The sequence below is a fragment of the Fusobacterium sp. FSA-380-WT-3A genome, from assembly GCF_012843705.1.
Lineage (GTDB): Bacteria > Fusobacteriota > Fusobacteriia > Fusobacteriales > Fusobacteriaceae > Fusobacterium_B.
In genome coordinates this window covers 30,721-54,684 of the sequence record NZ_JABAFQ010000009.1, presented here as the reverse complement: position 1 = coordinate 54,684, position 23,964 = coordinate 30,721, and the positions used below count along the sequence as shown (strand labels likewise).

At 27.2% G+C, this 23,964-nt stretch carries 20 protein-coding genes; 19 read left to right on the top strand and 1 reads right to left on the bottom strand.

From position 1 onward, the window contains the following. The first annotated feature begins 272 nt into the window (after nucleotides 1-272). From rimP to HF862_RS06485, 13 genes are all read left to right on the top strand, one after another. Nucleotides 273-779 (top strand): ribosome maturation factor RimP, encoded by a 507-nt coding sequence (gene rimP / locus HF862_RS06545; protein ID WP_170187115.1) that lies wholly within the window; start codon nucleotides 273-275, stop codon nucleotides 777-779. A gap of 28 nt (nucleotides 780-807) precedes the next feature. Continuing rightward, nucleotides 808-1,887: a transcription termination factor NusA gene (gene nusA, locus HF862_RS06540; protein WP_170187114.1), complete on the top strand. Its 1,080-nt coding sequence runs from the start codon at nucleotides 808-810 to the stop codon at nucleotides 1,885-1,887. After that, nucleotides 1,880-2,407 carry a DUF448 domain-containing protein gene (locus HF862_RS06535; protein WP_170187113.1) on the top strand — a complete coding sequence of 176 codons (528 nt, stop codon included), beginning with the start codon at nucleotides 1,880-1,882 and terminating at the stop codon, nucleotides 2,405-2,407. The genes nusA and HF862_RS06535 overlap by 8 nt, the downstream gene beginning before the upstream one ends. Before the next feature lie 10 nt (nucleotides 2,408-2,417). Further along, complete coding sequence (gene infB, locus HF862_RS06530) at nucleotides 2,418-4,547, top strand: translation initiation factor IF-2 (protein WP_170187112.1); 2,130 nt, start codon at nucleotides 2,418-2,420, stop codon at nucleotides 4,545-4,547. Nucleotides 4,548-4,575: 28 nt separating this feature from the next. Beyond that, nucleotides 4,576-4,938, top strand: a complete 363-nt coding sequence (rbfA, locus tag HF862_RS06525; RefSeq protein ID WP_170187111.1) for a 30S ribosome-binding factor RbfA — start codon at nucleotides 4,576-4,578, stop codon at nucleotides 4,936-4,938. A 9-nt stretch (nucleotides 4,939-4,947) separates the two neighbouring features. Next, nucleotides 4,948-6,642: a single-stranded-DNA-specific exonuclease RecJ gene (gene recJ, locus HF862_RS06520; RefSeq protein ID WP_206039047.1), complete on the top strand. Its 1,695-nt coding sequence runs from the start codon at nucleotides 4,948-4,950 to the stop codon at nucleotides 6,640-6,642. Nucleotides 6,643-6,672: 30 nt separating this feature from the next. Next, entirely contained in the window at nucleotides 6,673-7,959 is a 1,287-nt protein-coding gene (tig, locus tag HF862_RS06515; RefSeq protein WP_170187110.1) for a trigger factor, read from the top strand. 93 nt (nucleotides 7,960-8,052) lie between these two features. Then, nucleotides 8,053-8,634 (top strand): ATP-dependent Clp endopeptidase proteolytic subunit ClpP, encoded by a 582-nt coding sequence (clpP, locus tag HF862_RS06510; protein WP_170187109.1) that lies wholly within the window; start codon nucleotides 8,053-8,055, stop codon nucleotides 8,632-8,634. A 17-nt stretch (nucleotides 8,635-8,651) separates the two neighbouring features. Continuing rightward, the gene (gene clpX, locus HF862_RS06505) at nucleotides 8,652-9,911 is read left to right on the top strand and encodes an ATP-dependent Clp protease ATP-binding subunit ClpX (RefSeq protein ID WP_170187108.1); all 1,260 of its coding nucleotides are present in this window, start codon (nucleotides 8,652-8,654) and stop codon (nucleotides 9,909-9,911) included. After that, nucleotides 9,901-12,216: an endopeptidase La gene (gene lon, locus HF862_RS06500; RefSeq protein ID WP_170187107.1), complete on the top strand. Its 2,316-nt coding sequence runs from the start codon at nucleotides 9,901-9,903 to the stop codon at nucleotides 12,214-12,216. Before clpX ends, lon begins: the two co-directional genes overlap by 11 nt. A gap of 20 nt (nucleotides 12,217-12,236) precedes the next feature. Then, nucleotides 12,237-12,857, top strand: coding sequence for a ribosome biogenesis GTP-binding protein YihA/YsxC (gene yihA / locus HF862_RS06495; protein WP_170187106.1), 621 nt, complete (start codon nucleotides 12,237-12,239; stop codon nucleotides 12,855-12,857). 38 nt (nucleotides 12,858-12,895) lie between these two features. After that, the gene (locus HF862_RS06490; RefSeq protein ID WP_170187105.1) at nucleotides 12,896-15,553 is read left to right on the top strand and encodes a valine--tRNA ligase; all 2,658 of its coding nucleotides are present in this window, start codon (nucleotides 12,896-12,898) and stop codon (nucleotides 15,551-15,553) included. Nucleotides 15,554-15,628: 75 nt separating this feature from the next. Further along, nucleotides 15,629-17,269 (top strand): Na/Pi cotransporter family protein, encoded by a 1,641-nt coding sequence (locus HF862_RS06485; protein WP_170187104.1) that lies wholly within the window; start codon nucleotides 15,629-15,631, stop codon nucleotides 17,267-17,269. 70 nt (nucleotides 17,270-17,339) lie between these two features. Here the strand turns inward: HF862_RS06485 and HF862_RS06480 are convergent, their stop codons facing one another. Further along, nucleotides 17,340-18,179, bottom strand: coding sequence for an alpha/beta fold hydrolase (locus HF862_RS06480; RefSeq protein WP_170187103.1), 840 nt, complete (start codon nucleotides 18,177-18,179; stop codon nucleotides 17,340-17,342). Nucleotides 18,180-18,357: 178 nt separating this feature from the next. On the opposite strand from HF862_RS06480, the gene HF862_RS06475 reads away from it, so the two are divergent. From HF862_RS06475 to HF862_RS06450, 6 genes are all read left to right on the top strand, one after another. Further along, nucleotides 18,358-19,464 carry a Gfo/Idh/MocA family protein gene (locus HF862_RS06475; RefSeq protein ID WP_170187102.1) on the top strand — a complete coding sequence of 369 codons (1,107 nt, stop codon included), beginning with the start codon at nucleotides 18,358-18,360 and terminating at the stop codon, nucleotides 19,462-19,464. Nucleotides 19,465-19,544: 80 nt separating this feature from the next. Further along, the gene (locus HF862_RS06470) at nucleotides 19,545-20,894 is read left to right on the top strand and encodes a butyryl-CoA:acetate CoA-transferase (RefSeq protein ID WP_170187101.1); all 1,350 of its coding nucleotides are present in this window, start codon (nucleotides 19,545-19,547) and stop codon (nucleotides 20,892-20,894) included. A 213-nt stretch (nucleotides 20,895-21,107) separates the two neighbouring features. Beyond that, nucleotides 21,108-21,971, top strand: coding sequence for a cobalt ECF transporter T component CbiQ (gene cbiQ, locus HF862_RS06465; protein WP_170187100.1), 864 nt, complete (start codon nucleotides 21,108-21,110; stop codon nucleotides 21,969-21,971). Further along, a complete protein-coding gene (locus HF862_RS06460; protein WP_170187099.1) occupies nucleotides 21,971-22,816 on the top strand; it encodes an energy-coupling factor ABC transporter ATP-binding protein in 846 nt (281 codons plus the stop codon). Before cbiQ ends, HF862_RS06460 begins: the two co-directional genes overlap by 1 nt. Next, nucleotides 22,803-23,525: an energy-coupling factor ABC transporter permease gene (locus HF862_RS06455; RefSeq protein ID WP_304205766.1), complete on the top strand. Its 723-nt coding sequence runs from the start codon at nucleotides 22,803-22,805 to the stop codon at nucleotides 23,523-23,525. Before HF862_RS06460 ends, HF862_RS06455 begins: the two co-directional genes overlap by 14 nt. A gap of 11 nt (nucleotides 23,526-23,536) precedes the next feature. Beyond that, nucleotides 23,537-23,854, top strand: coding sequence for an energy-coupling factor ABC transporter substrate-binding protein (locus HF862_RS06450; RefSeq protein ID WP_170187098.1), 318 nt, complete (start codon nucleotides 23,537-23,539; stop codon nucleotides 23,852-23,854). Nucleotides 23,855-23,964: the final 110 nt, after the last annotated feature.

Below are 23,964 nucleotides of genomic sequence, written 5' to 3'. Positions count from 1 at the left end.
TTTTATATAAAAGTATTCTATCACTTATAAATATTTTTTGTCAACAAAAAATACTTTTATATCAAACTTTTTTCAGATAAAAAAAGTCTAAAAAAAATTCATGGATAAAATAACAAAAAGATAGATAAATTGCTCAACATAAATAAAAATTCTACAATAGAAAATAATCATTTTATTTAATAATAATTTGATTTTTTTGAAAAATTATGTTATAATACACTAGATTAATTATACTAGCTTGTGGAGAGAGTGGGGCAACCCACTCTTTATTTATGGCTAAAAATGAAAGTGAGGTGACATATTTGTCAAAAGAAAATACAAATGAAATAATAGGAAAAATTGAAAAGATTGTTTTACCTGTATTGAAGGAACAAGGACTAGAATTAGTTGATATTGAATATCTTCAAGAAGGTGGATATTTTTATGTAAGAATTTATATTGAGTTCTTAGATAAAGAAGTTTCATTAGATGATTGTGCTAAGGTTAGTATTGCAGTAGAAGATGATATTGATAAGATTATCGATGAAAAATTTTTCTTAGAAATTTCTTCTCCTGGAGTGGAAAGGCCATTAAAAAAAGAAAAAGATTATGTTAGATTTGTAGGAAACAAAATAAAAGTAAGTTTAAAACATAAAATAAATGAAAATAAAAATTTTGAAGGAATTTTAGAAAAATTTGAAAATGAAACTGTTTTTCTTAAAACCAACAAAGAAATGTTAGAAATACCATTTAAAGAAATTAGAAAAGCTAATTTAGTATATGACTTCAAAAATATTTAATTTATAAGTCTACTTTAGGAGGAAAATAATGAAAGGAAAAGATGGAAAAATTTTTCTTGAAGCTCTAGCTACTCTAGAACAAGAAAAAGGAATTAGTAAAGAAAGTTTATTAGAAACAGTTGAACAAGCTCTTTTGGCAGCTTATAAAAAACATTTTGGTGAAGAAGAAAATGTTCAAGTTGAGATTGACAGAGAAAGTGGAGAGATAAAAGTTTACGAAATTAAAAAAGTAGTAGATGATGTATATGATGCTGCACTTGAAATCAGTCCAGCTGATGCAAAAGAAGTTACAAAGAAAAATTGTAAAATAGGAGATATAGTAAAAGTTCCTGTAAACTGTGAAGAATTTAGAAGAAATGCGATTCAAAATGGAAAACAAATAGTTATCCAAAAAGTAAGAGAAGCTGAAAGAAGTAACATCTATGAAAAATTTAAAGCTAAAGAATTTGATATTATGACAGGAATTATTAGAAGAATAGATGAGAAAAGAAGTATTTTTATAGAGTTTGATGGAACAGAGGCTTTTTTACCAACTATGGAACAATCACCAGCTGATGTATATAGAGTTGGAGAAAGAATAAAAGTTTATGTAGCTGAGGTTGAAAAAACTAATAAATTCCCTAGAGTTGTGATTTCAAGAAAAAATGAAGGTTTATTAAGAAAATTATTTGAATTAGAAATTCCTGAAATAGCTGAAGGATTAATTGAAATAAAATCAGTAGCTAGAGAAGCTGGTTCAAGAGCTAAGATAGCTGTATATTCAAAAGATAAAAATATAGATACTATAGGAGCTTGTATTGGACAAAAAGGGCTTAGAATAAAAAATATAGTTGATGAGTTAAATGGAGAAAAGATTGATATAGTTGAGTGGAAAGATTCAATGGAAGAATTTGTATCAGCTGTATTAAGTCCAGCAAAAGTTAATAGTGTAGAAATTTTAGAAGATGGAACTACAGCAAGAGTAATAGTAGAACCTTCTCAACTTTCATTAGCTATTGGTAAAAATGGACAAAATGCTAGATTAGCAGCAAAATTAACAGGAATGAGAGTTGATATTAAAGTTTTAGAGAAAAAATCTACTAAAGATGTAGAGGGAGAAAATGAGTAATCAGCCTGAAAGAACTTGTATAATTTGTAGAGCTAAGAAAGAAAAATCACAACTTTTTAGAATAGTAGAAAAAGATGGGATTTATATTTTAGATGAAAAACAAATAGTTCAGTCTAGGGGACAATATATTTGTAAGGAACATAATTGTCTTAATAGACTTTCAAAACATAAAAAGATAAAGGTTTCAATAGAAGACCTTTTAAAAATGGTTAATTTATTAAAAAAAGAGTCAAAGGATTACCTTAAGATTCTAAAAGCAATGAAAAACTCACAAGAGCTTGTTTTTGGAATAAATATGATATTAGAAGAAATAGAAAAAATAAATTTTGTAGTAATTGCAACAGATATAAGTGAAAGAAATAATAGAAAACTTATAGATAAGTTGAAAGAAAAAAATATCTCTTATGTACATTATGGAAATAAGAATCAGTTAGGAGAGATATTTGGAAAAGATGAAATTAATGTCATTGCCATAAAAAATAAGAAGGTAGCTCGAGGACTTATTGAAAACAGTAAGTAAGGAGGTATAAATGGTAGGTAAAGTAAGGGTACATGAGTTGGCAAAAAAATATGAGATGGGAAATAAAGATTTCTTAAATTTACTTCAAGAATTAGGGATAGAGGTGACATCTCATTTAGCAGGACTTACAGAAGAACAAGTTGATAAAATAAAAAATCACTTTGTTAAAGAAGAACCAGAAGAAGATGACGAAGTAGTAGAACATAAGAAGAAGAAAAAATCTAAAAATAAAAATATGAAAAATAAAAAGAATAATGATGATTCTTCTGATGATGATAGAAAAGAAAAAAATAAGAAGAAGAAAAAAGGAAGAAGAACAGATTTTGTTGTAAAAAAAGCTGATACTGAAGTTGGAAAAGTAGTCGAAGAAGATGGAATAAAAATCATAAAAATGAAAGGTGAAATGACTTTAGGTGATTTTGCTGAAAAATTAAATGTAAACAGTTCAGAAATAATTAAAAAATTATTTCTAAAAGGAAAAATGTTTACAATAAATAGTCCTTTAAGTATTGAATTAGCTGAAGAAATAGCAGCTGATTATGATGTATTAGTAGAGGAAGAAGAACAAGAAGAATTAGCTTTCGGAGATAAATTTGCTCTTGAAATAGAAGATAAAGAGTCTGATTTAGAAGAGAGAGCTCCTGTTATTACAATTATGGGACATGTTGACCATGGAAAAACTTCATTACTTGATGCTATTAGAAGTACACAAGTAGTTGAAGGGGAAGCTGGAGGAATAACTCAAAAAATCGGAGCTTACCAAGTTGTAAAAAATGGAAAGAAAATAACATTTGTTGACACTCCAGGACACGAAGCTTTTACAGATATGAGAGCAAGAGGAGCTCAAGTAACAGATATAGCAATTCTTGTAGTAGCAGCAGATGATGGAGTAATGCCTCAAACAATTGAAGCTATTTCCCATGCCAAAGCAGCTGGAGTACCAATAATTGTAGCTATAAACAAAATTGATAAACCTGAAGCTAACCCTATGAGAGTAAAACAAGAGTTAATGGAACATGAACTTGTTTCTGTTGAATGGGGAGGAGATGTTGAATTTGTAGAAGTTTCAGCAAAAGCTAAGATAAATTTAGATGTTTTATTAGAAACAATACTTATTACAGCAGAAATTCTTGAATTAAAAGCTAACCCTAAGAAAAGAGGAAAGGCTGTTGTTCTTGAATCAAAATTAGATTCTAAAGTAGGTCCAGTAGCTGACATATTAATCCAAGAGGGAAATATTAAAATAGGTGATGTTGTAGTTGCTGGAGAATCTTATGGAAAAGTAAGAGCAATTATAGATGATAAAGGAAATAAAATAAATAGAGGAGAAATGTCTCAACCTGTAGAGATTATAGGATTCAACAGTGTTCCAGAAGCAGGAGATACTGTTTATGTAATTCAAAACGAACAACATGCTAAGAGAATAGTTGAAGAAATGGCTAAAGAGAGAAGATTAGGGGAGCAATCTAAGAGAACAATAACTCTTGAGTCATTATCAGAAAGCTTAGAAAATCAAGAAGTTAAAGAACTTAACTTAGTTATAAGGGCAGATTCTAAAGGTTCAGCTCAAGCTCTTAAAGATTCATTAATGAAATTAAATAATAATGAAGTAGCTGTTAATGTTATTCAATCAGCTCCAGGAGCTATTACAGAAAGTGACATAAAACTTGCTGAAGTATCACAAGCAATTATAATAGGATTTAATGTTAGACCTACAACAAAAGCTATAAAAGAAGCAGAAACTTCTGGAATAGAAGTTAGAACATCTTCAATTATTTATGAAATTATAGAAGATATTGAAAAAGCTTTAACAGGAATGTTAAAACCAGAATATAAAGAACAATATCTAGGAAGAATAGAGATAAAACAAATCTTTAAAGTTGCTAAAGTTGGAAATGTAGCTGGTTGTGTAGTTGTAGACGGAAAAGTTAGAAGAGATTCTAATATAAGAATAGTAAGAAATGGAACTATAGTTTATGAAGGAAAGTTAGCATCACTTAAGAGATTTAAAGATGATGCAAAAGAGGTTGTAGCAGGACAAGAATGTGGTCTTGGAATAGAAAACTTTAATGATATCAAAGATGGAGATATAGTTGAAGCCTTTGACATGGTTGAAGTAAAAAGAACTTTAACTAAGTAATGAAAGCCTAGTAAAGGAGATGATAACCATGAGAAAACAAAGATTAGCAGCAATAGAAAAAGAAGTACTAAGAGTTATATCAAAAACTTTACTAGAGGATGTAAAAAACCCAAAAGTAAAAGGATTAGTTTCTTTAGTAAAAGTTAGAGTAACAGAAGATTTAAAGTTTGCTGATTTATATTTTACTATATATTCAAATGAAAATAGCGAAGTAAATAAAGCAAAGGTTGAAGAAGGACTTAATGAAATAAAGGGATTTTTAAGAAAAAAAATATCAGAAGAATTAGCCTTAAGATATGTACCAGAAGTTAGAGTAAAAATAGATGATTCAATAGAATATGCTGTTAAAATTTCAAAGTTATTAGATGATTTGAAAATTCAACAGGAATAGGAATGATAGATGATGATATGGAAGTTAAGTGAAGTATCAGATTCTATCATAGAAGAAAAATCAAGAGAGTGGAAAACATCAAAAATTTTAACCAAACTTTTGTTAAATAAGAAAATTTCAGAAAAAAACGAAGTAGAAAAATTTATTGATTCAAGTATGTCATTACTTAGAAACCCATTTGATTTTGAAAAAATGGAAGAAGCTGTTGAAAAAATCATAGAAAAAAAGAATAGAAATGAAAAAGTATATATTTATGGAGATTATGATGTAGACGGAATAAGTGCAGCCTCTTTCCTAGTGAGAGTATTTAGAGAAGTAGGAATAGATACAGGTTATTATATTCCTAGTCGTATGGAAGAAACTTATGGTTTTGATAAAAAAACAGCTGATTATATGAGAAAAAGAGATGGAAAATTGGTTATTACTGTAGATACAGGAGCTAATTCCATTGACGATATAAGATATGCTAAGAGTATTGGAATAGATATCATTGTTACAGACCATCATAAATCTGTAAAGGATAAGTTTGATGAAGAATACATAATGATAAATCCAAAATTAAGTGAAAATTATAAGTTTAAGTACCTTTCAGGAGCAGGAGTAGCTTTAAAATTAGCACAAGCTCTACTAATAAAATTAGGCAAATCTGAAGATATATTATATAAGTATTTAGATATAGTTATGATAGGGACAGTAGCTGATGTTGTTCCTATGATAGATGAAAATAGAATAATAATAAGTAATGGATTAAAAAATCTTAAAAATACCAAAGTAAAAGGACTTATTTATCTTTTAAAATATCTTAAATTCCAAAATAAAAATATTACTACTACAGATGTAAGTTATTTTATATCTCCACTTATAAATTCTTTAGGAAGAATAGGAGTGTCAAAAGTAGGAGCTGACTTTTTTATAGAAGAAGACGAATTTAAAATATATAATATCATTGAAGAAATGAAAAAGATGAATAAGATTAGAAGAAAATTAGAGAAAAAAATCTATGATGAAGCAATAGAGTTTTTAAAGCAAAAATCTGATTATAAGAATTTAAAATATATCTTTTTAACTTCAGAAGAATGGCATCCAGGTGTAATTGGAGTAGTTTCATCAAGACTTTCGATAAAATATAGATTACCAGTTATTTTGATTGCTACAGGAAATGGAGTTGGAAAAGCTTCATGTAGAAGTGTAGCAGGGATAAATATTTTTAATATATTTACAAAGATAAAAGAAAAATTAGTAAGATATGGTGGTCATGATTTAGCAGCAGGATTTATAGCTAGAACAGAAGATTTACCAGAAATAGAAGAGATGTTTTCAAAAGAGATTGAAAAGATAGATAAGGAGAAAGAAGAAAAAATTATAGAAGTGGATATGAAATTATCAGTAACTTCTATAGACGAAGAATTGATTCAAGATATGAAAAAACTTTCTCCATATGGACTTGAAAATTTACAACCCTTATTTTTAGATGAAAATATAAAAATAAAATGGATAGAAAAATTTGGTGTTGAAGATAGACATTTTAATGGAATGTTAGAAAAAGAGGGAAAAGAATTTTCATTTATAGCTTTCAATCTTTCAAATGAAATTAAAGATATAGATTTAGATAAAAAAGTAAAAATAGTTTATTATCCTGAAAAGATAAATATCAAAGGAAAAGATAGGTATAATATCAGGATTAAAAGTATAAAGCAAATATAAAAGTTTTATATAAAAAACTAAGGAGGAAAAATGAAATACGAAATTAAAAAACTAGAAAAATCTGCTTTAGAAGTTACAATGACTTTAACTAAAGAAGAGTACAATCCAATTGAAGGAGCTGTATTAACAAAAGCTCAAAAGGATGTTGAAATCCCAGGATTCAGAAAAGGACATGCTCCATTAGAGCAAATCAAAGCTAAATATGCTAAAGAAACTGAAGACCAAGTTTGTGATGAAATCATAAAAAAATTCTTTGGTGAAGTTATAAAAAATGAAAACTTAAAACCTGTAAGTCCATTATACAATGGAAGCTTAAAAGTTCAAGAAGAAGCTACATTAATAGTACATGTAGATGTATTCCCAGAATTTGAATTAGGACAATATAAAGGATTAGAAGCTGAAAAAGTTGAATTCCAAATGACTGATGAAAGATTAGATACTGAAATCCAAAACATCTTAAAAAGAAAATCAACTTTAACTGATTATGAAGCTGGACACAAAGCTCAAATGGGAGATACAGTAGAATTATCATTTGAAGGATTTATTGACGGAGTTCCATTTGAAGGAGGAAAAGCTGACACTCACATGTTAGAGTTAGGAAGCCACTCTTTCATAGATACTTTTGAAGACCAATTAGTAGGATATGAAATAGGACAAGAAGGAGAAGTTAATGTTACTTTCCCTGAGCAATATCATTCAAAAGAATTAGCTGGAAAACCTGCTGTATTCAAAGTAAAAGTTAAAGCTATAAAATTTGATAAAGTTCCTGAATTAAATGATGAATTTGCTAAAACTTTAGGATATGAATCTGTTGAAGATATGAAAGCAAAAACAAGAGAAGATGTTGAAAAAAGAGAAACTGAAAATGCTAAAAATCAATACAGAGCAGCTTTATTAAAGAAAGTTGTAGAAGGAACAAACTTTGAAGTACCTAGATCTTTAGTTTACAGAGAAGTTGAAGGAAGATTAGCAGAATTAGAGCAACAATTAATGGCTCAAGGAATGGATTTAAAATCTTACTTATCAATGACAGGAATGACTCACGAAGCTATATTTAATCAATTAGCTCCAATGAGCGAAAGCAAAGTTAAAATGGATATAATTCTTGATAAAATAGCTGAAACTGAAAAAATCGAAGCTACTGAAGAAGAATTTAACAACAAAATGGAAGATATAGCTAAAATGTATGGAATGACAGCTGAATCATTAAAAGAAGAGTTAGTAAAAAATAAAAACTTTGAAAACTTTGAAATTAATGTAAAAAATGAAATCATCTTAAATAAAGCTATCGATTTCATTGTTGCTAACGCAAAATAATTTTATTAGGACATTGGACTATCTCCAATGTCCCTTTAAGTGAAAGATAAAAATACTTTTATCTTTTGCCTAAAGATAAAAAGGAGGTTAAATATGTATAATCCAATAGTTATAGAAAATACAAGTTATGGAGAAAGATCTTATGATATATATTCAAGACTTCTAAAAGATAGAATAATATTTTTAGGAACAGAGATAAATGATAATGTAGCTAATGCTATTGTAGCCCAATTATTATTTTTAGAGGCAGAAGACTCTGAAAAAGATATTACTATGTATATAAATAGTCCAGGTGGAGTTATAACTTCAGGAATGGCAATATATGATACAATGAATTATATAAAACCAGATGTACAGACTGTATGTATAGGACAAGCAGCTAGTATGGGAGCTTTTCTTTTATCAGCTGGGGCTAAAGGAAAGAGATATGCACTTCCAAATTCAAGAGTAATGATACATCAACCTTTAGGTGGTGCTCAAGGACAAGCTACAGATATAGAAATTCAAGCTAAAGAGATATTAAAAATAAAAGATAAATTAAGTGAAATTTTAGCTAAAAATTGTGGAAAAACAAAGGAAGAAATACTTAAAGATACTGAAAGAGATAATTTTATGACAGCTTCTGAAGCTTTAGAATATGGAATTATTGATAAGGTATTTACTAGTAGAGATTAGGAGAAAGAGGTGATATAATGGATAAAAAACCTGTTTGCTCTTTTTGTGGAAGACCTCAAAGTGAAGTTAATGAACTTTTCTCAGGTAAAGATGGAGTATATATTTGTGATAATTGTATAGAAACTTGTTATGATATATTATATCCAGAAGATGATATAGATTTAGAAGATGTAAAAACTAACAATGTTACTAAAACAGAGATACTTACCCCAAAAGAGATAAAAGCTAAATTAGATGAATATGTAATTGGACAAGAGGAAACTAAAAAAGTTTTATCTGTTGCTGTATATAATCACTATAAAAGAATAAAAAACTTAGAAGAAAATAATTCAAAAGACATAGAATTACAAAAATCTAATGTATTAATAATAGGACCTACAGGTTCTGGAAAAACTTTAATGGCTCAAACTTTGGCTAAAATATTAAATTTACCTTTTGCTATAGCTGATGCCACTACACTTACAGAAGCTGGATATGTTGGAGATGATGTAGAAAATGTTTTAGTAAGACTTTTACAAGCAGCTGATTATAATGTAGAAGCAGCAGAAAAAGGAATAGTTTTTATAGATGAAATAGATAAGATAGCAAGAAAATCTGAAAATGTTTCAATAACAAGAGATGTTTCAGGAGAGGGAGTACAACAAGCTCTTTTGAAAATAATTGAGGGAACAAAGGCTCAAGTACCTCCACAAGGTGGAAGAAAACATCCAAACCAACCACTTATAGAAATAGATACTAAAAATATTTTATTTATAGTTGGTGGAGCTTTTGAAGGATTAGAAAAAGTTATCAATAAGAGAACTTTAAATAAAAATATGGGATTTGGTGGAGATGTAAGTAAAAAAAAAGCTGGAGAAGAGGGAAAAGTATTTGCAAAAGTAACTCCAGAAGATTTAGTAAAAAGAGGAATTATACCTGAATTAGTAGGAAGATTACCACTTATTACAACTTTAGAAAACTTAAGTGAAGATATTTTATTAAAAATATTAGTGGAACCAAAAAATGCCATAGTAAAACAATATAAGAAATTCTTTGAAATGGAAAATATTCAGTTAGAAATAACAGAAGAAGCTTTAAGAGAGGTAGCAAAAAGAGCTTTAGCTAGAAAAATAGGAGCTAGAGGGCTTAGAGCTATATTAGAAAATACTATGATGGAACTTATGTTTGAGATACCATCTATGAAAGATGTAGAAAAAGTTATTGTTGATGTAGATAGCCTTGATGACTATCAAAAAGTAAAAATTATAAAAAGAGGAGGAGAAACTATTGAACAATAAATTACCGTTTTTACCCACTAGAGATTTAGTTATCTTCCCTGGAGTAGTAACTCCTGTATATGTTGGAAGAGATAAAAGTATAAAAACTCTTGAAAGAGTTATGGACAATGAAGATAGTAAAATGTTATTTGGTATGCAAAAAGATTCTTTAGTAGAAAATCCAGAATTACCAAAGGATGTCTATGATATAGGAGTAATAGTTAACATATTACAAACTGTAAAGATGCCAAATAATACAATAAAATTATTAGTAGAAGCTGAAAACAGAGTAACAATTATAAATCCTAGAGAAGTTGATGGAGAATATGAAGCTGAATACTCAATAATAGAATGTGTAAACACAGAAAATAAAGAAACAACTGCTGTGTATAGAAAAGTTTTAGAATATTTTGAAAGATATAGTAAATTAGGTGGAAAAGTTTTACCAGAACTTTTAATCAATTTAAAATCTACAAAAGATATCAATGGAGCATTAGATATTATAGCTAATAATCTTTATATAGATAATCAAGAAAAACAAAGAATATTAGAAAGCTTTGATACAAAAGAAAGAGGATATTTAATTCTTGATATATTATCAAAAGAGATTGAAATTAATGAAATTGAGAAAAAAGTAGAAGATAAAGTAAGAAATAAAATGAATGAAGCTCAAAAGGCATATTATATAAGAGAAAAAATAAATGCTATGAAAGATGAGATTCATGATTATACTCCAGAAGAAGAAAATTCTGATTTAAAAGAAAAAATTGAAAAGGCTAAATTACCAGCTGAAGTAAAGAAAAAAATTGATGAAGAATTAAAGAAAATGAGTAAAATGCCAGCTTTTTCAGCTGAAGCTTCTGTTTCAAGAAACTATATAGATGTTCTTTTAGATTTACCATGGAAAAAAATGACAAAAGATATTTTAGATATAGAAAAAGCTGCTGAAATATTAGATAGAGACCACTATGGTTTAAAAGAAGTAAAAGATAGAATACTAGATTATTTAGCTGTAAAACAATTAAATCCAAAAATGAGAGGAACAATAATTTGTCTTGTTGGACCTCCAGGAGTAGGAAAAACATCAATAGCTAAATCAATAGCTGAAGCTATGGGAAGAAAATTTGTAAGGGTTTCTTTAGGTGGAGTTAGAGATGAAGCTGAAATAAGAGGGCATAGAAGAACATATATTGGTTCTATGCCAGGAAGAATAATGAAAGCTATGAAATTAGCTGGAACTAAAAATCCATTTATTTTATTAGATGAGCTAGATAAAATGGCAAGTGATTTTAAAGGAGACCCAGCTTCAGCAATGTTAGAGGTATTAGACCCTGAGCAAAATATCCATTTTGAAGACCACTATGTAGATGTGCCATTTGATTTATCAGAAGTATTTTTCTTAGGAACAGCTAATGATTTAAGAAATATACCTGGTCCATTAATTGATAGAATGGAGATAATTCATCTTTCTTCATATACAGAATATGAAAAATTACATATAGCTCAAAAATATTTAATTAAACAAATTCAAGAAGAAAATGGATTAAAAGATATAAAAATTTCTATTTCAGATAAAGTTATATTAAAAATTATAAATGAATATACAAGAGAAGCTGGAGTAAGAAATTTAAAAAGAGAAATAAACTCATTATATAGAAAAATTGCTAGAAAAGTAGTTAAAGAAAAAATTGATAAATTAACTATTAATATAAATAATCTTGAAAAATATTTAGGAAAACCTAAATTTAGACCTGAAAAATTAAAAGAAAAAGAGTATAAAGTAGGAATAGTTAATGGACTTGCTTGGACTTCAGTAGGTGGAGTTACATTAGAGGTTCAAGGAGTATTAATACCTGGAAAAGGACAATTAAGTTTAACAGGAACTTTAGGAAATGTAATGAAAGAATCTGGAGAAGTTGCATTTACTTATGTAAAATCTAATTTTAAAAAATATAATATTGATGAAAAAGATTTCTTAGAAAATAAAAATATTCATTTACATTTCCCAGAAGGAGCTACTCCAAAAGATGGACCATCAGCAGGGATTACTATTACTACAGCAATATTATCAGTTTTAACAGGTAGAGAAATAAGACAAGATATAGCTATGACAGGAGAAATTACTATAACAGGAGAAGTGTTAGCTATAGGAGGAGTTAAGGAAAAAGTTATAGGGGCTTATAGAGCTGGCATAAGAGAAGTAATATTACCAGAAGACAATAGAGTGGATGCTGATGAAATTCCAGCAGAAGTCAAAAAAGATATTACAATTCATTATGCTAAAACTTATGATGATGTTGAGAAGTTAGTTTTTAAACAAAACTAGTGATTATTATAGGAGAAAAGATGATAATTAAACAAGCAGAATTTGTAAAGTCAGCTGTATATGAAAAAGATTATCCAGAAGAGATTGGAAATATAGAGTTTGCCTTTGTAGGTAGGTCAAATGTAGGAAAATCTTCTTTAATAAACAGTATAACTGGAAGAAATAAACTTGCTAGAACAAGTAAAACTCCAGGAAGAACACAACTTATAAATTATTTTTTAATTAATAGAGATGTGTTTTTTGTAGATTTACCTGGTTATGGTTTTGCAAAAGTTCCAAAAGCTATGAAGGCTGAATGGGGACAAACAATGGAAAGATATTTAGCAAGTAATAGAAAAAAACTTGTTTTTGTGCTTTTAGATATAAGAAGAGTACCTAGTGGTGAAGATATAGAGATGTTGGAGTGGCTAGAACACTTCAATATCCCTTATAAAATCATTTTTACTAAAATGGATAAGGTATCTAATAATGAAAAATTTAAATGTCTTAAAGATATTAGAACAAAATTAGAATTTTCAAATGAAGATGTATTTTTCCATTCTTCATTAAAAAATAGTGGAAAACAAGAAATATTAGATTTTATTGGTGAAATTATAGAAGAATATAATCCACATACAGAAGAAGAAACTACAAAAGAATAAATAAATTAAAATTTTAAAATATAGGAGGCAAAGTTTCAATGAAGGAGTTAGAAAAAATATATTCTCCTAGTGAAATAGAGAAAAAATGGTATAAACACTGGGAAGAATCAAAATATTTTGCAGCTACAATGGATGAAGGAAAAGAAAGTTATTCAATAATGATTCCTCCACCAAATGTAACAGGAATATTACACATGGGACATATCTTAAATAATAGTATTCAAGACACTTTAATAAGATATAAGAGAATGTCAGGATTCAATACTTTATGGATGCCTGGAATGGACCATGCAGGAATAGCTACTCAAAATAAAGTTGAAAAGAAATTAGCTGAAGAGGGATTAAAAAAAGAAGATTTAGGAAGAGAGAAATTCATTGAAGAAACATGGAGATGGAAAGAAAAACATGGAGGAATAATAACTTCTCAATTAAGAAAATTAGGAGCTTCACTTGATTGGGACAGAGAAAGATTTACAATGGATGAGGGACTTTCTAAAGCTGTAAGAGATATATTTGTAAAATTATATAATGATGGACTAATTTATCAGGGTGAATATATGGTAAATTGGTGTCCAAGATGTGGTACAGCTTTAGCTGATGATGAGGTAGAATTTGAAGACCAAGCTGGTGGATTCTGGCATATTAAATATCCAATAAAAGATACTGATGAATATTTAATAGTTGCTACAACTAGACCAGAAACAATGCTTGGAGACGTTGCTATTGCTGTTCATCCTGATGATGAAAGATATAAAAAATTTGTTGGAAAAAAAGCAATCCTTCCATTAGTGGGAAGAGAAATTGAAATCATTGCTGATAAATATGTTGATATGGAATTTGGAACAGGAGCTTTAAAAATAACTCCAGCTCATGACCCTAATGACTTTGCAATAGGAAATAAATTTAATTTACCAATAATTAATGTATTTACTAATGATGCAAAAATAATAGAAGGATATGGAAAATATTCTGGATTAGATAGATTTGAAGCAAGAAAAGTTATTGGAGAAGATTTAAAAGAGCAAGGTTACTTAGTAAAATTTGAACCATATTCTCATAATGTAGGAACTTGTTATAGATGTCATACAGCTATAGAACCTAGAGTATCAAATCAATGGTTTGTAAAAATGAAACCATTAGCTGAAAAAGCTCTTGAAGTTGTAAGAAATGGTGAAGTAAAAATTATGCCTAAGAGATGGGAAAAAGTTTACTACAACTGGTTAGAAAATATTAGAGATTGGTGTATCTCTAGACAAATTTGGTGGGGACATAGAATACCAGCTTGGTATGGACCAGATAAAAAAATATTTGTAGCTCATACAGAAGAAGAAGCTTATGCTCAAGCAAAAGAGTTTTATGGAAAAGAAGTTGTATTAGAACAAGAAAAAGATGTTTTAGATACATGGTTCTCATCAGCATTATGGCCTTTCTCAACTTTAGGTTGGCCAGAAAAAACAAAAGAATTAGAGATGTTCTATCCAACATCAACTCTAGTAACAGGGGCAGATATATTATTCTTCTGGGTTGCTAGAATGATAATGTTTGGAGAATATACTCAAGGAGATAAACCATTCCACAATGTATATTTACATGGAATAGTTAGAGATGAAATTGGAAGAAAAATGTCTAAATCTTTAGGAAATTCACCAGACCCATTAGATTTAATAGAAAAATACGGAGCTGATGCTATAAGATTTACAATGCTTTATAATACATCTCAAGGACAAGACGTTCATTTCTCTGAAAAATTATTAGAGATGGGAAGAAACTTTGCTAATAAAATTTGGAATGTATCAAGATTTGTTATAATGAATTTAGATGGATTTGATGTAACAAAAGTGGATAAATCTAAATTAAAATATGAATTAGTTGATAAGTGGATATTCTCAAGATTAAATGAAACAAGTAGAAATGTAGCAATAGAATTAGATAAATTCCAATTAGATGAAGCAGCAAAATCAGTATATGAATTCTTAAGAGGAGATTTCTGTGACTGGTATGTTGAATTAGCTAAAATAAGATTATATAATTCTGAAGATGAAGATTCTAAAACAACAGCTCAATATGTATTATGGACAATATTAGAAGCTGGAATGAGATTATTACATCCATTTATGCCATTCTTAACAGAAGAAATTTGGCAAATAATAAAAACATCTGGAGAAACTGTTATGTTAGAAAAATATCCAGTATGTGATGATAAATTAGTTGATGAAAATGTAGATAAAGCTTTTGAATATATTCAAGAAATAGTATCTTCATTAAGAAATATAAGAGCAGAAGCAGGAATTTCACCAGCTAAATTTGCTAAAGTTGTTATAAAAACATCAAATGAAAATGAATTAAATATAATAAAAGAAAATTATAAATTTATAACAAAACTTTGTAATTTAGAAGAAATTGTATATGGAAAAGATATAGAAAAACCTACTCAAAGTGGATTTAGAGTAGCAAAAGATTCAGAAGTTTATATGGTACTTACAGGACTTTTAGATATTGAGGCTGAGGTTAAAAAACTAGAAGCTCAATTAGAAAAAGTTTCTAAAGAATTAGAGAAAATAAATGCTAAATTATCAAATGAGAAATTTACATCAAAAGCACCTGCACATATTTTAGAAAGAGATAGAAGAATTCAAAAAGAATATCAAGATAAATATGATAAAATTTTAGAAAATATAAAAGAGTTAAAAGGATAAAATAAAAAATTAATCATATAATATCATTTCTAATAAAAATTAAAATAAATACAAAAAAATAACTTGGGAGGAAAAATGTATTTAGAAATTGTAATGAAAGTTGTAGGTGGACTTGGTCTATTTCTATATGGAATGGATAATATGTCTAGTGGAATGCAAAAAATTGCTGGTAAAAAGCTAAAAAAAATATTAACAGTTTTAACAACCAATAGATTTTTGGCTGTAGCTGTTGGTATGTTTGTAACAATGCTTGTTCAATCATCATCAGTAAGTACTGTAATGGCAATAGGATTTGTTAATGCTTCTTTATTAACATTACAACAAGCTTTAGGGTTAATTTTGGGAGCTAATATAGGTACTACTATTACAGGGTGGATTCTTGTTTTAAATATTGGAAAATATGGACTACCAATGGCTGGAGCAGCAGCTATATTTCATATGTTTTCTAAAAGTGAAAAATGGAAAACAAGAGCTTTAACAATAATGGGATTAGGGTTAATTTTCTTTGGATTGGAGTTAATGAGTAATGGATTAAAACCAATTAGAAGTATGCCAGAATTTGTAAGTTTATTTAGTTTATTTAATGCTGATTCATATTTTGGAGCTTTTAAGGCAGCTATAGTAGGAGCTTTAATAACAGCAATAGTTCAATCATCATCAGCAACTTTAGGGATAACTATTACTTTAGCTGTTCAAGGTTTAATAAATTATCCAACAGCTGTAGCATTAGTATTAGGAGAAAATGTAGGAACAACTATTACAGCTTTTTTAGCTTCTCTTAGTGCTAATTCTAATGCAAAAAGAGCAGCTTATGCCCATTCTATAATTAATATAGTAGGTGTTTGTTGGGCTATTACTATATTTCCTTATTATTTAAGATTCTTAGACTTTTTAGTAAATCCTAATTCTAATTTAACATTGGGAATTGCAACAGCTCATACAATGTTTAATGTAATAAACGTTATATTATTTACCCCATTTATTGGACAGTTAGCTAAGTTTCTATGTAAGATAGTTAAAGATGATGGTGGAGATGTAGAAAAGAAAGTAACTCAATTAGATAAATTAATGTTAAAAACTCCATCAGTTGTTATAGATCAATCTAGACAAGAAGTTTTAAATATGCATTCTGAAATAAATGAGATGTTAAAAATATTAACAGATTTCTTTGATACTAATAAACAAAGATTTTTATCAGAAGAAAAATTAGAAAAATTACAAGTTATTGAAGAGAGAATGGATTTATATCAAAAAGAGATAACTGATATTAACTATCTAGTATTAACTTCTGAAATAAATGATGAAATGAAAGATGACACTAGAAAGAATATAGAAATTTGTGATGAATATGAAACTATAAGTGACTATGGAGTAAGAATTGGTAAAGTTTTAAATAGATTTGCTGATTCAGAAATAAAGCTTACAGAAAATGAAAGAATTAGGTTAAAAACTTTAAATAAAGGAATAGTAGAGCTATATAATTTAATAAATGAAGGATATATATCTAAAAATAAAACTAAATTTGCTATTGCTAATGAAAAAGCAAATGAAATTTTAAAAGAGTTTAGAAAATCAAGGGATGTACATTTACAAAATGTTTCTAAATTAGGAATTTCTGTATCACAAAGTATTGGTTATATGGATATGTTAAACTATTACAGAAGATTAAGAGACCATATGGTTAATATTATAGAATTATATTTATTAGATAAGTAAAGAATAAAAAAGAAGTTATTGAAATATTATAACTTCTTTTTTTATTAGATATAAAACAATAATTTTTTATTTAAAATTTATTAATAAAATTATCTATATATTTAAAAAGTTCATTAGGAGAATCTAGAAAAGGAGAATGGCCACAATTTAAAATTTTTATTATATAATCTGTATTTAGATATTTAGCAGTAAGAAAAATATCTTCTTTTTTAATGATAGAATCACTATCTCCAAATATAATTAAAGATGGAATATTAGGAAATAAGGTAGAAGTCATATTAAAATTAGATAAAGCAAGATATACTTCTGGAAGATTTCTTTGTTTTAAAGAAGCTAAGGCTTCTATTTCAGATTGTTGACAATTAGGTTTTTTATAAATATATATTACATTATTCCATAAATTTTTTATAAATAATTTATCTTGATTTTTAATAGCATTTAGAACAGGTAGAACTTGAGATTTTTCTTGACTAATTTCTTTAACTGATATATATTTTTTTCCATTTTCATCATACATAGGATAACCATTAACTCCAACACTATTAATGAGTATTAAACTTTTAACTTTCATAGGATAAGAGGCAGAATAATTCATACATATAGGTCCACCAGCTGACCAGCCAAGTAAAGTAAAATTATTTATATTTAATTTAGAAAAAAAATCATTTAAATCATCTGAAAAATCAGAAATACTATTAATTTTAGTTAAATAACTACTTTCTCCAAAACCTCTTAAATCAGGTATTAAGATTCTATATTTATTTTTGTTAAAATAATTTAAAAAAGGCTCAAAAAATATTCCAGAACAAATGTTTCCATGAATGAAGATTAATATTTCATTACCAGTTCCATATTCTCTGTAAACAATATTTTCCTTATTATCAAGGACAATAGTTTTAGTTTTTAGCATAAAAAATTCACCTCTATAACTTATTATTATAATATAGTATAACATAAAATATTTAATAATAGAAATTTAGATTAAATATAATAAGTAAAAAAAATTAAAATAAAATTTTTATTTAGAGATAAAAATATGTTATAATGTAAAAATATTTAATCTGAGTTAAAAATATGAAAGGAAAACTATGGTTAGAATAGGAATAGCAGGAATAGGGTCAATAGCAGAGGAATACATAAAATTAATAGTTGAAAATAAAATAACAAATTGTAAAATAGCCGCTTTTTCAAGTAGGAATGAAGTGCATATGAAAAATATATGTGAGAAATATTCTCTTGAGAATGTTACTTTATTTACAGATTATGAAAAAATGTTAGATAGTGGTTTAATAGATATGGTAATGATTTGTACTCCACATTTTTTACATCCTAACATGGCAATAAAAGCAGTAGAAAAAAATATTCATCCATTAATAGAAAAACCTATTGGAGTGTATTCTGATGAGGTTGAAACACTTATAAAATTATTAGATAAAAAAGAAAATATAAAAAGTGGAGTTCTTTATTGTAGAAGAACAAGTAAAGCATTTAATAAAATAAAAGAATTAATAGAAAATGGAGAAGTAGGAGAAATTAAAAGAGTTTGTTGGATTATAACTAATCTTTATAGAACACAGGCTTATCATGACTCTGGTTCTTGGAGAGGAAGTTATAAAGGAGAAGGGGGAGGACTTTTAATGACACAAGCTTCTCATCAATTGGATTTATTAGTTTGGATATCACCAAATATTGTCAAAGTTAATGGATTTTGTTATTGTGGAAAAGAAAGAAATATAGAAGTAGAAAATGATGTAATAATTCAATTAGAATTTGAAAATGGTGCTACAGGACAATTTATAGCCTCTTCTAGAGAATTTCCAGGAACAAATAGATTGGAGATAAGTGGAAGTAAAGGACAGATAATTTTAAATAATGATTCTGAATTAATTTTTAAAAAATTAGAAATAGATGAAAGAGAATATTCTAAAACTACAAAAGAATTATTTGGAAAAATTCCTTATACAGAAACTAAACTATATTTTGATGATAGTGATAATAGAATTCAACAGGCAGGAATTGTAAATAATTTTATAGAAGCTTTAGAAAATAATAAAAAAATATTATGTACCCCAAAAGATGCTTTAAAATCTTTATATATAATAAATGGTGCTTATCTTTCTTCTTGGGAAAAGAAAGAAATTGAAATACCATTAAATTCACAAGAGTTTAGAAAAAAACTAGAAGAACATTTTTAATAAGTGAAATATGTCTACTTGTATTGTTAAGTCTTTTGTGATAAAATAAAAATATCAAAGATAAAAAGGGGGGCATTACTTTGTTACCAAGTTTTGAAAATGAATATAAAAGTAAATTAGTATCAGCTGAAGAAGCAGCAAAAGTTATAAAATCTGGAGATTTTGTAGATTATGGTTGGTGTGGAACAACTACAGATGCAGTAGATAGAGCTTTTGCTAAAAGAATAATGGAAGTAGAAGATGTAAATATTTTTGGAGGAGTTTTATTAAAACAACCTGAAATATTTAAGGTTGAAGGTGGAGAAAATCATTTTACATGGAATACTTGGCACGCAAGTGGAATTGAAAGAAGAAGAGTAGGAGAAGGAAAAGCTTTTTATTCTCCAATTAGATATTCTGAAGTACCAGGATTCTATAGACAAGGATTCCAAAAAATAGATGTTGCAATATTACAAGTTGCTCCAATGGATAAATTTGGATATTTTAACTTTAGTGTAAGTCCAAGCCATTCAATGGCAGTTTGTGAAACTGCTAAAGTTGTTATAGTGGAAGTAAATAAAAATTTACCAGTTTGTCATGGTGGATATGAGCATGCAATTCATATATCACAAGTTGATATGATAGTAGAAGGAGATAATCCTAATGTTTCAATATTACCAGGACCAGGAGAAGCTACAGATGTAGATAATGCTGTTGCAAAATTAATAGTTGAAGAGTTACAAGATGGTTGTTGTATTCAATTAGGTATTGGTGGAATGCCTACAGCTGTTGGTTCATTAATAGCTAAATCAGATTTAAAAGACTTAGGAGTTCACTCAGAAATGTATGTTGACTCTTTTGTTGAAATGGCAAAAGCTGGAAAAATAACAGGTTCTAAAAAAACAATAGACAGATATAGACAAACATTTGCTTTCGCAGCTGGTGGACAAGATTTATATGATTATCTAAATGATAACCCAGAAATTATGGCAGCTCCAGTAGATTATGTAAATGATGTAAGAGTTGTATCTCAAATAGATAACTTTATATCTATCAATAATGCTGTAGATTTAGACTTATTTGGACAAGTAAATGCTGAATCTTCTGGAGTAAAACATATAAGTGGAGCTGGAGGACAATTAGACTTTGTTATGGGAGCTTACTTATCAAAAGGAGGAAAAAGTTTCATTTGTTGTTCTTCATCATTTAAAACAAAAGATGGAAAATTACAATCAAGAATTCGTCCTACTTTAACAGAAGGAACAATAGTAACAGATACAAGAGCAAATACTCATTTTGTTGTAACAGAGTATGGAAAAGCTAATTTAAAAGGAAAAACTACTTGGCAAAGAGCAGAAGCTTTAATCAATATAGCTCATCCAGAATTTAGAGAAGAGTTAATAAGAGAAGCTGAAAAAATGAAAATTTGGAGAAAATCTAATAAAAAATAATAGATTATAATAAAAACTTTAGAATGTGGAAATCAGTGAAAATCTGATACAGGCTTACCCTTACTGTGATTATAAGAAATTATATAAGTCAGGTCGCATAATAGAAACTATATTTTTGGGTGGGGAAATATAGGAGAGCATACTGTGAATAATTAGTATGATTTTTTAGTGCACACAATTCTTTTGAATTGTGTGCTTTTTTTTAGGAGAAAAATGAAGTTATTAATAATATTTTTTACAATATTTTTTCTATATTTTATATTAAAAAGAAAAAATAATTATTCTGTAGATAAAAGAGAAAAATATTTTGAATATTATAGTTATAAATCTCAAATAAGAGATTGGAATTCATACTTAAAAGTTTTTTATCCAATAATATTAATATTTTTATCTGTTGGTTTAAATAATATTCTAGTATCACTTTTTATATTTTTAATTACCAATTATATAACAATATATCTTGGAAAAATTCCTATAAAACGATATATAGATTCTTGGAAAATTCCCTTTTTATTTTTAATTTTTACAATAATTGTTATAAATATTAATATCTCAAAATATAAAATAGGAGATTATAATTTTTATTTTCTTAATAATTATATATATTTTACAAAAGAAAAATTATATGAAAGTACTGAAATCTTTTTTAGAGTCATAAGTGGCATTAGTTCAATGTATATGCTTATATATTCAACTTCTATTGAAGAAATAATAAAAGTTTTAAGAAAAATAAAAATACCAAATATTATAATAGAAATAATGTATTTAACTTATAGATATATTTTTATATTATTAAATACTTATTATGAAATGAGAGTAGCTATGGAATCAAGACTTGGTTTTATAAATTATAATTTATCTTTAAACTCTTTTGGAAAAATAATTTCTAATATTTTTTTTATTTCTTTTAGAAAGAGTATGGCTTTTTATGAGGCAATGGAAGCAAGAAATTATAATGGAAAATTGATATTTTTTGAAAAAAAGGAAAAATTTCAGAAAAAAATATTTTTTAATATGCTATTGTCTATAGTATTTTTAATTTTAGTATTTATTTTTGAAAAAAATAGGTGGAATTGATGAAAAAAATAATTTTAAAAACAGAAAATTTGACATATTCCTATGAAGAAAATAAAAAAGTATTAGATGGAATATCTTTAGAAATTTTTCAAGGAGAAAAAGTAGCGATACTTGGGAATAATGGTTCTGGAAAGACAACTTTTTTTAAAAATATAAATGGTGTATATATAGCAGATAGTGGAGAGATTTTTTTTAAAGGTAAAAAAATAGAAAAAAATAAAAAAGATATAAATTTTTTAAGAAAAAATATAGGGATTGTTTTTCAAAATTCTGATAGTCAAATAATAGGGACAACAGTATTTGACGAATTAGCTTTTGGACTTTTAAATATAGGTGAAGAAAATTCTAAAGTAGAAAAAAAGGTAATAGAGATAGGGAAAAAATTCAATTTAGAAAAATATTTAAAGACACCACCACATTATTTAAGTGGAGGTGAGAAAAAAAGATTAACTATAGCTGGCATTGTGGTAATGGAACCTGAAATTATTATTTTTGATGAACCTACCTCAGAGTTAGACCAAAAAAGTATTAAAGAATTAGAAATTACTTTAGAGGAATTAAATAGAGAGGGGAAAACTCTCATTATTTCAACTCATGATATAGATTTTGCTTATAAATTTACTGATAGAATAATAGTTTTTTTAGATGGAAGAGTAATTGCTAGTGACATTCCAGAAAAAATATTTAGAAATCAGGAAATTTTACAAAAACTTGATTTAAGAAAACCTATATTATATGAAATGGCAGAAGAGTTACAACTAAAAGGGTTATTAAAAGAAAATAAGTTTCCAAAAACTATGAAAGAAATAAAAAATATTTTAGGAGGAAAAAGTGAAGAGAGATAAAAATGTTCTCATAATATGTTTGTTAATGTTTTGTATATCTTTAAATTCTTATGGAATGCATATAATGGAGGGGTATTTACCATTAAACTTTTGTATAATTTGGGGTATTATTTCAATTCCATTTTTATATTTAGGAACTAAAAGATTAGGAAAAAATATAGAAGCTAATAGAAAAAATATAACTTTAATAGCTATGTCAGGAGCTTTTATATTTGTAATTTCATCTTTAAAAATTCCATCTGTAACAGGAAGTTGTTCTCATATGACAGGAGTAGGTTTAGGTGCAATATTATTTGGACCATTGGCAGTAAGTGTGTTGGGAACAATAGTTTTATTATTTCAAGCTATACTTTTAGCCCATGGGGGACTTACTTCTTTAGGAGCTAATATATTTTCTATGTGTATAGTAGGACCTATAGTAACTTTTGTTGTTTATAAATTATTATTAAAATTAAAAATTAATAAAAGAATAGCAATATTTTTTGGAGCTATGTTAGGAGATTTAATAACTTATTGTGTAACAAGTTTGCAATTAGGATTAGCATTTCCATCAACAGAGGGGGGATTTTTAGTTTCAAGTATAAAATTTTTAGGAGTATTTGCTCCAACTCAATTACCTCTTGCTATTATAGAGGGAATATTAACAGTTATTATTATAATTGGACTTGAAAACTATGCTAGAAAAGAATTAAAGAATATAGGATTTTAAAGGAGAAGTTTATGAAAAAAGATAAAAAAATAGTAATAACTTTATTAATCATAGTAATATTAATAGTATTCTCTCCCATTTTCATTTTAAAAAATGCAGAATTTGGTGGTTCTGATAATGCAGGTAGTATAATGATAGAAAATATAAATAATGAATATGAACCATGGTTTACTCCAATTTTAGAAAAAGCAATAGGTGGAGAGCTACCTGGAGAAGTAGAGAGTTTATTTTTCTGTCTTCAAACTGCTATAGGAGTTGGGATTATAGCTTTTTATATGGGAAGAATGTATGAAAGAAAAAGATTAGGAAAAGAGGAAGAGGATTTATAACATATTATTTCCTCAATATGATAAAATTTAAATGTTTCAATATAAAATTATTATGCTGATAATAAAACTTTTAGTTCTTTTTTAACGTCAAAATATGTAAAAATATATAT

Excerpts from the sequence above, each read along its gene's own strand:
- rimP (WP_170187115.1), top strand. The coding sequence starts at position 273 with ATGGCTAAAAATGAAAGTGAGGTGACATATTTGTCAAAAGAAAATACA.
- nusA (WP_170187114.1), top strand. The coding sequence starts at position 808 with ATGAAAGGAAAAGATGGAAAAATTTTTCTTGAAGCTCTAGCTACTCTA.
- HF862_RS06535 (WP_170187113.1), top strand. The coding sequence starts at position 1,880 with ATGAGTAATCAGCCTGAAAGAACTTGTATAATTTGTAGAGCTAAGAAA.
- infB (WP_170187112.1), top strand. The coding sequence starts at position 2,418 with ATGGTAGGTAAAGTAAGGGTACATGAGTTGGCAAAAAAATATGAGATG.
- rbfA (WP_170187111.1), top strand. The coding sequence starts at position 4,576 with ATGAGAAAACAAAGATTAGCAGCAATAGAAAAAGAAGTACTAAGAGTT.
- recJ (WP_206039047.1), top strand. The coding sequence starts at position 4,948 with ATGATGATATGGAAGTTAAGTGAAGTATCAGATTCTATCATAGAAGAA.
- tig (WP_170187110.1), top strand. The coding sequence starts at position 6,673 with ATGAAATACGAAATTAAAAAACTAGAAAAATCTGCTTTAGAAGTTACA.
- clpP (WP_170187109.1), top strand. The coding sequence starts at position 8,053 with ATGTATAATCCAATAGTTATAGAAAATACAAGTTATGGAGAAAGATCT.
- clpX (WP_170187108.1), top strand. The coding sequence starts at position 8,652 with ATGGATAAAAAACCTGTTTGCTCTTTTTGTGGAAGACCTCAAAGTGAA.
- yihA (WP_170187106.1), top strand. The coding sequence starts at position 12,237 with ATGATAATTAAACAAGCAGAATTTGTAAAGTCAGCTGTATATGAAAAA.
- HF862_RS06490 (WP_170187105.1), top strand. The coding sequence starts at position 12,896 with ATGAAGGAGTTAGAAAAAATATATTCTCCTAGTGAAATAGAGAAAAAA.
- HF862_RS06485 (WP_170187104.1), top strand. The coding sequence starts at position 15,629 with ATGTATTTAGAAATTGTAATGAAAGTTGTAGGTGGACTTGGTCTATTT.
- HF862_RS06480 (WP_170187103.1), bottom strand. The coding sequence starts at position 18,179 with ATGCTAAAAACTAAAACTATTGTCCTTGATAATAAGGAAAATATTGTT.
- HF862_RS06475 (WP_170187102.1), top strand. The coding sequence starts at position 18,358 with ATGGTTAGAATAGGAATAGCAGGAATAGGGTCAATAGCAGAGGAATAC.
- cbiQ (WP_170187100.1), top strand. The coding sequence starts at position 21,108 with ATGAAGTTATTAATAATATTTTTTACAATATTTTTTCTATATTTTATA.
- HF862_RS06460 (WP_170187099.1), top strand. The coding sequence starts at position 21,971 with ATGAAAAAAATAATTTTAAAAACAGAAAATTTGACATATTCCTATGAA.
- HF862_RS06450 (WP_170187098.1), top strand. The coding sequence starts at position 23,537 with ATGAAAAAAGATAAAAAAATAGTAATAACTTTATTAATCATAGTAATA.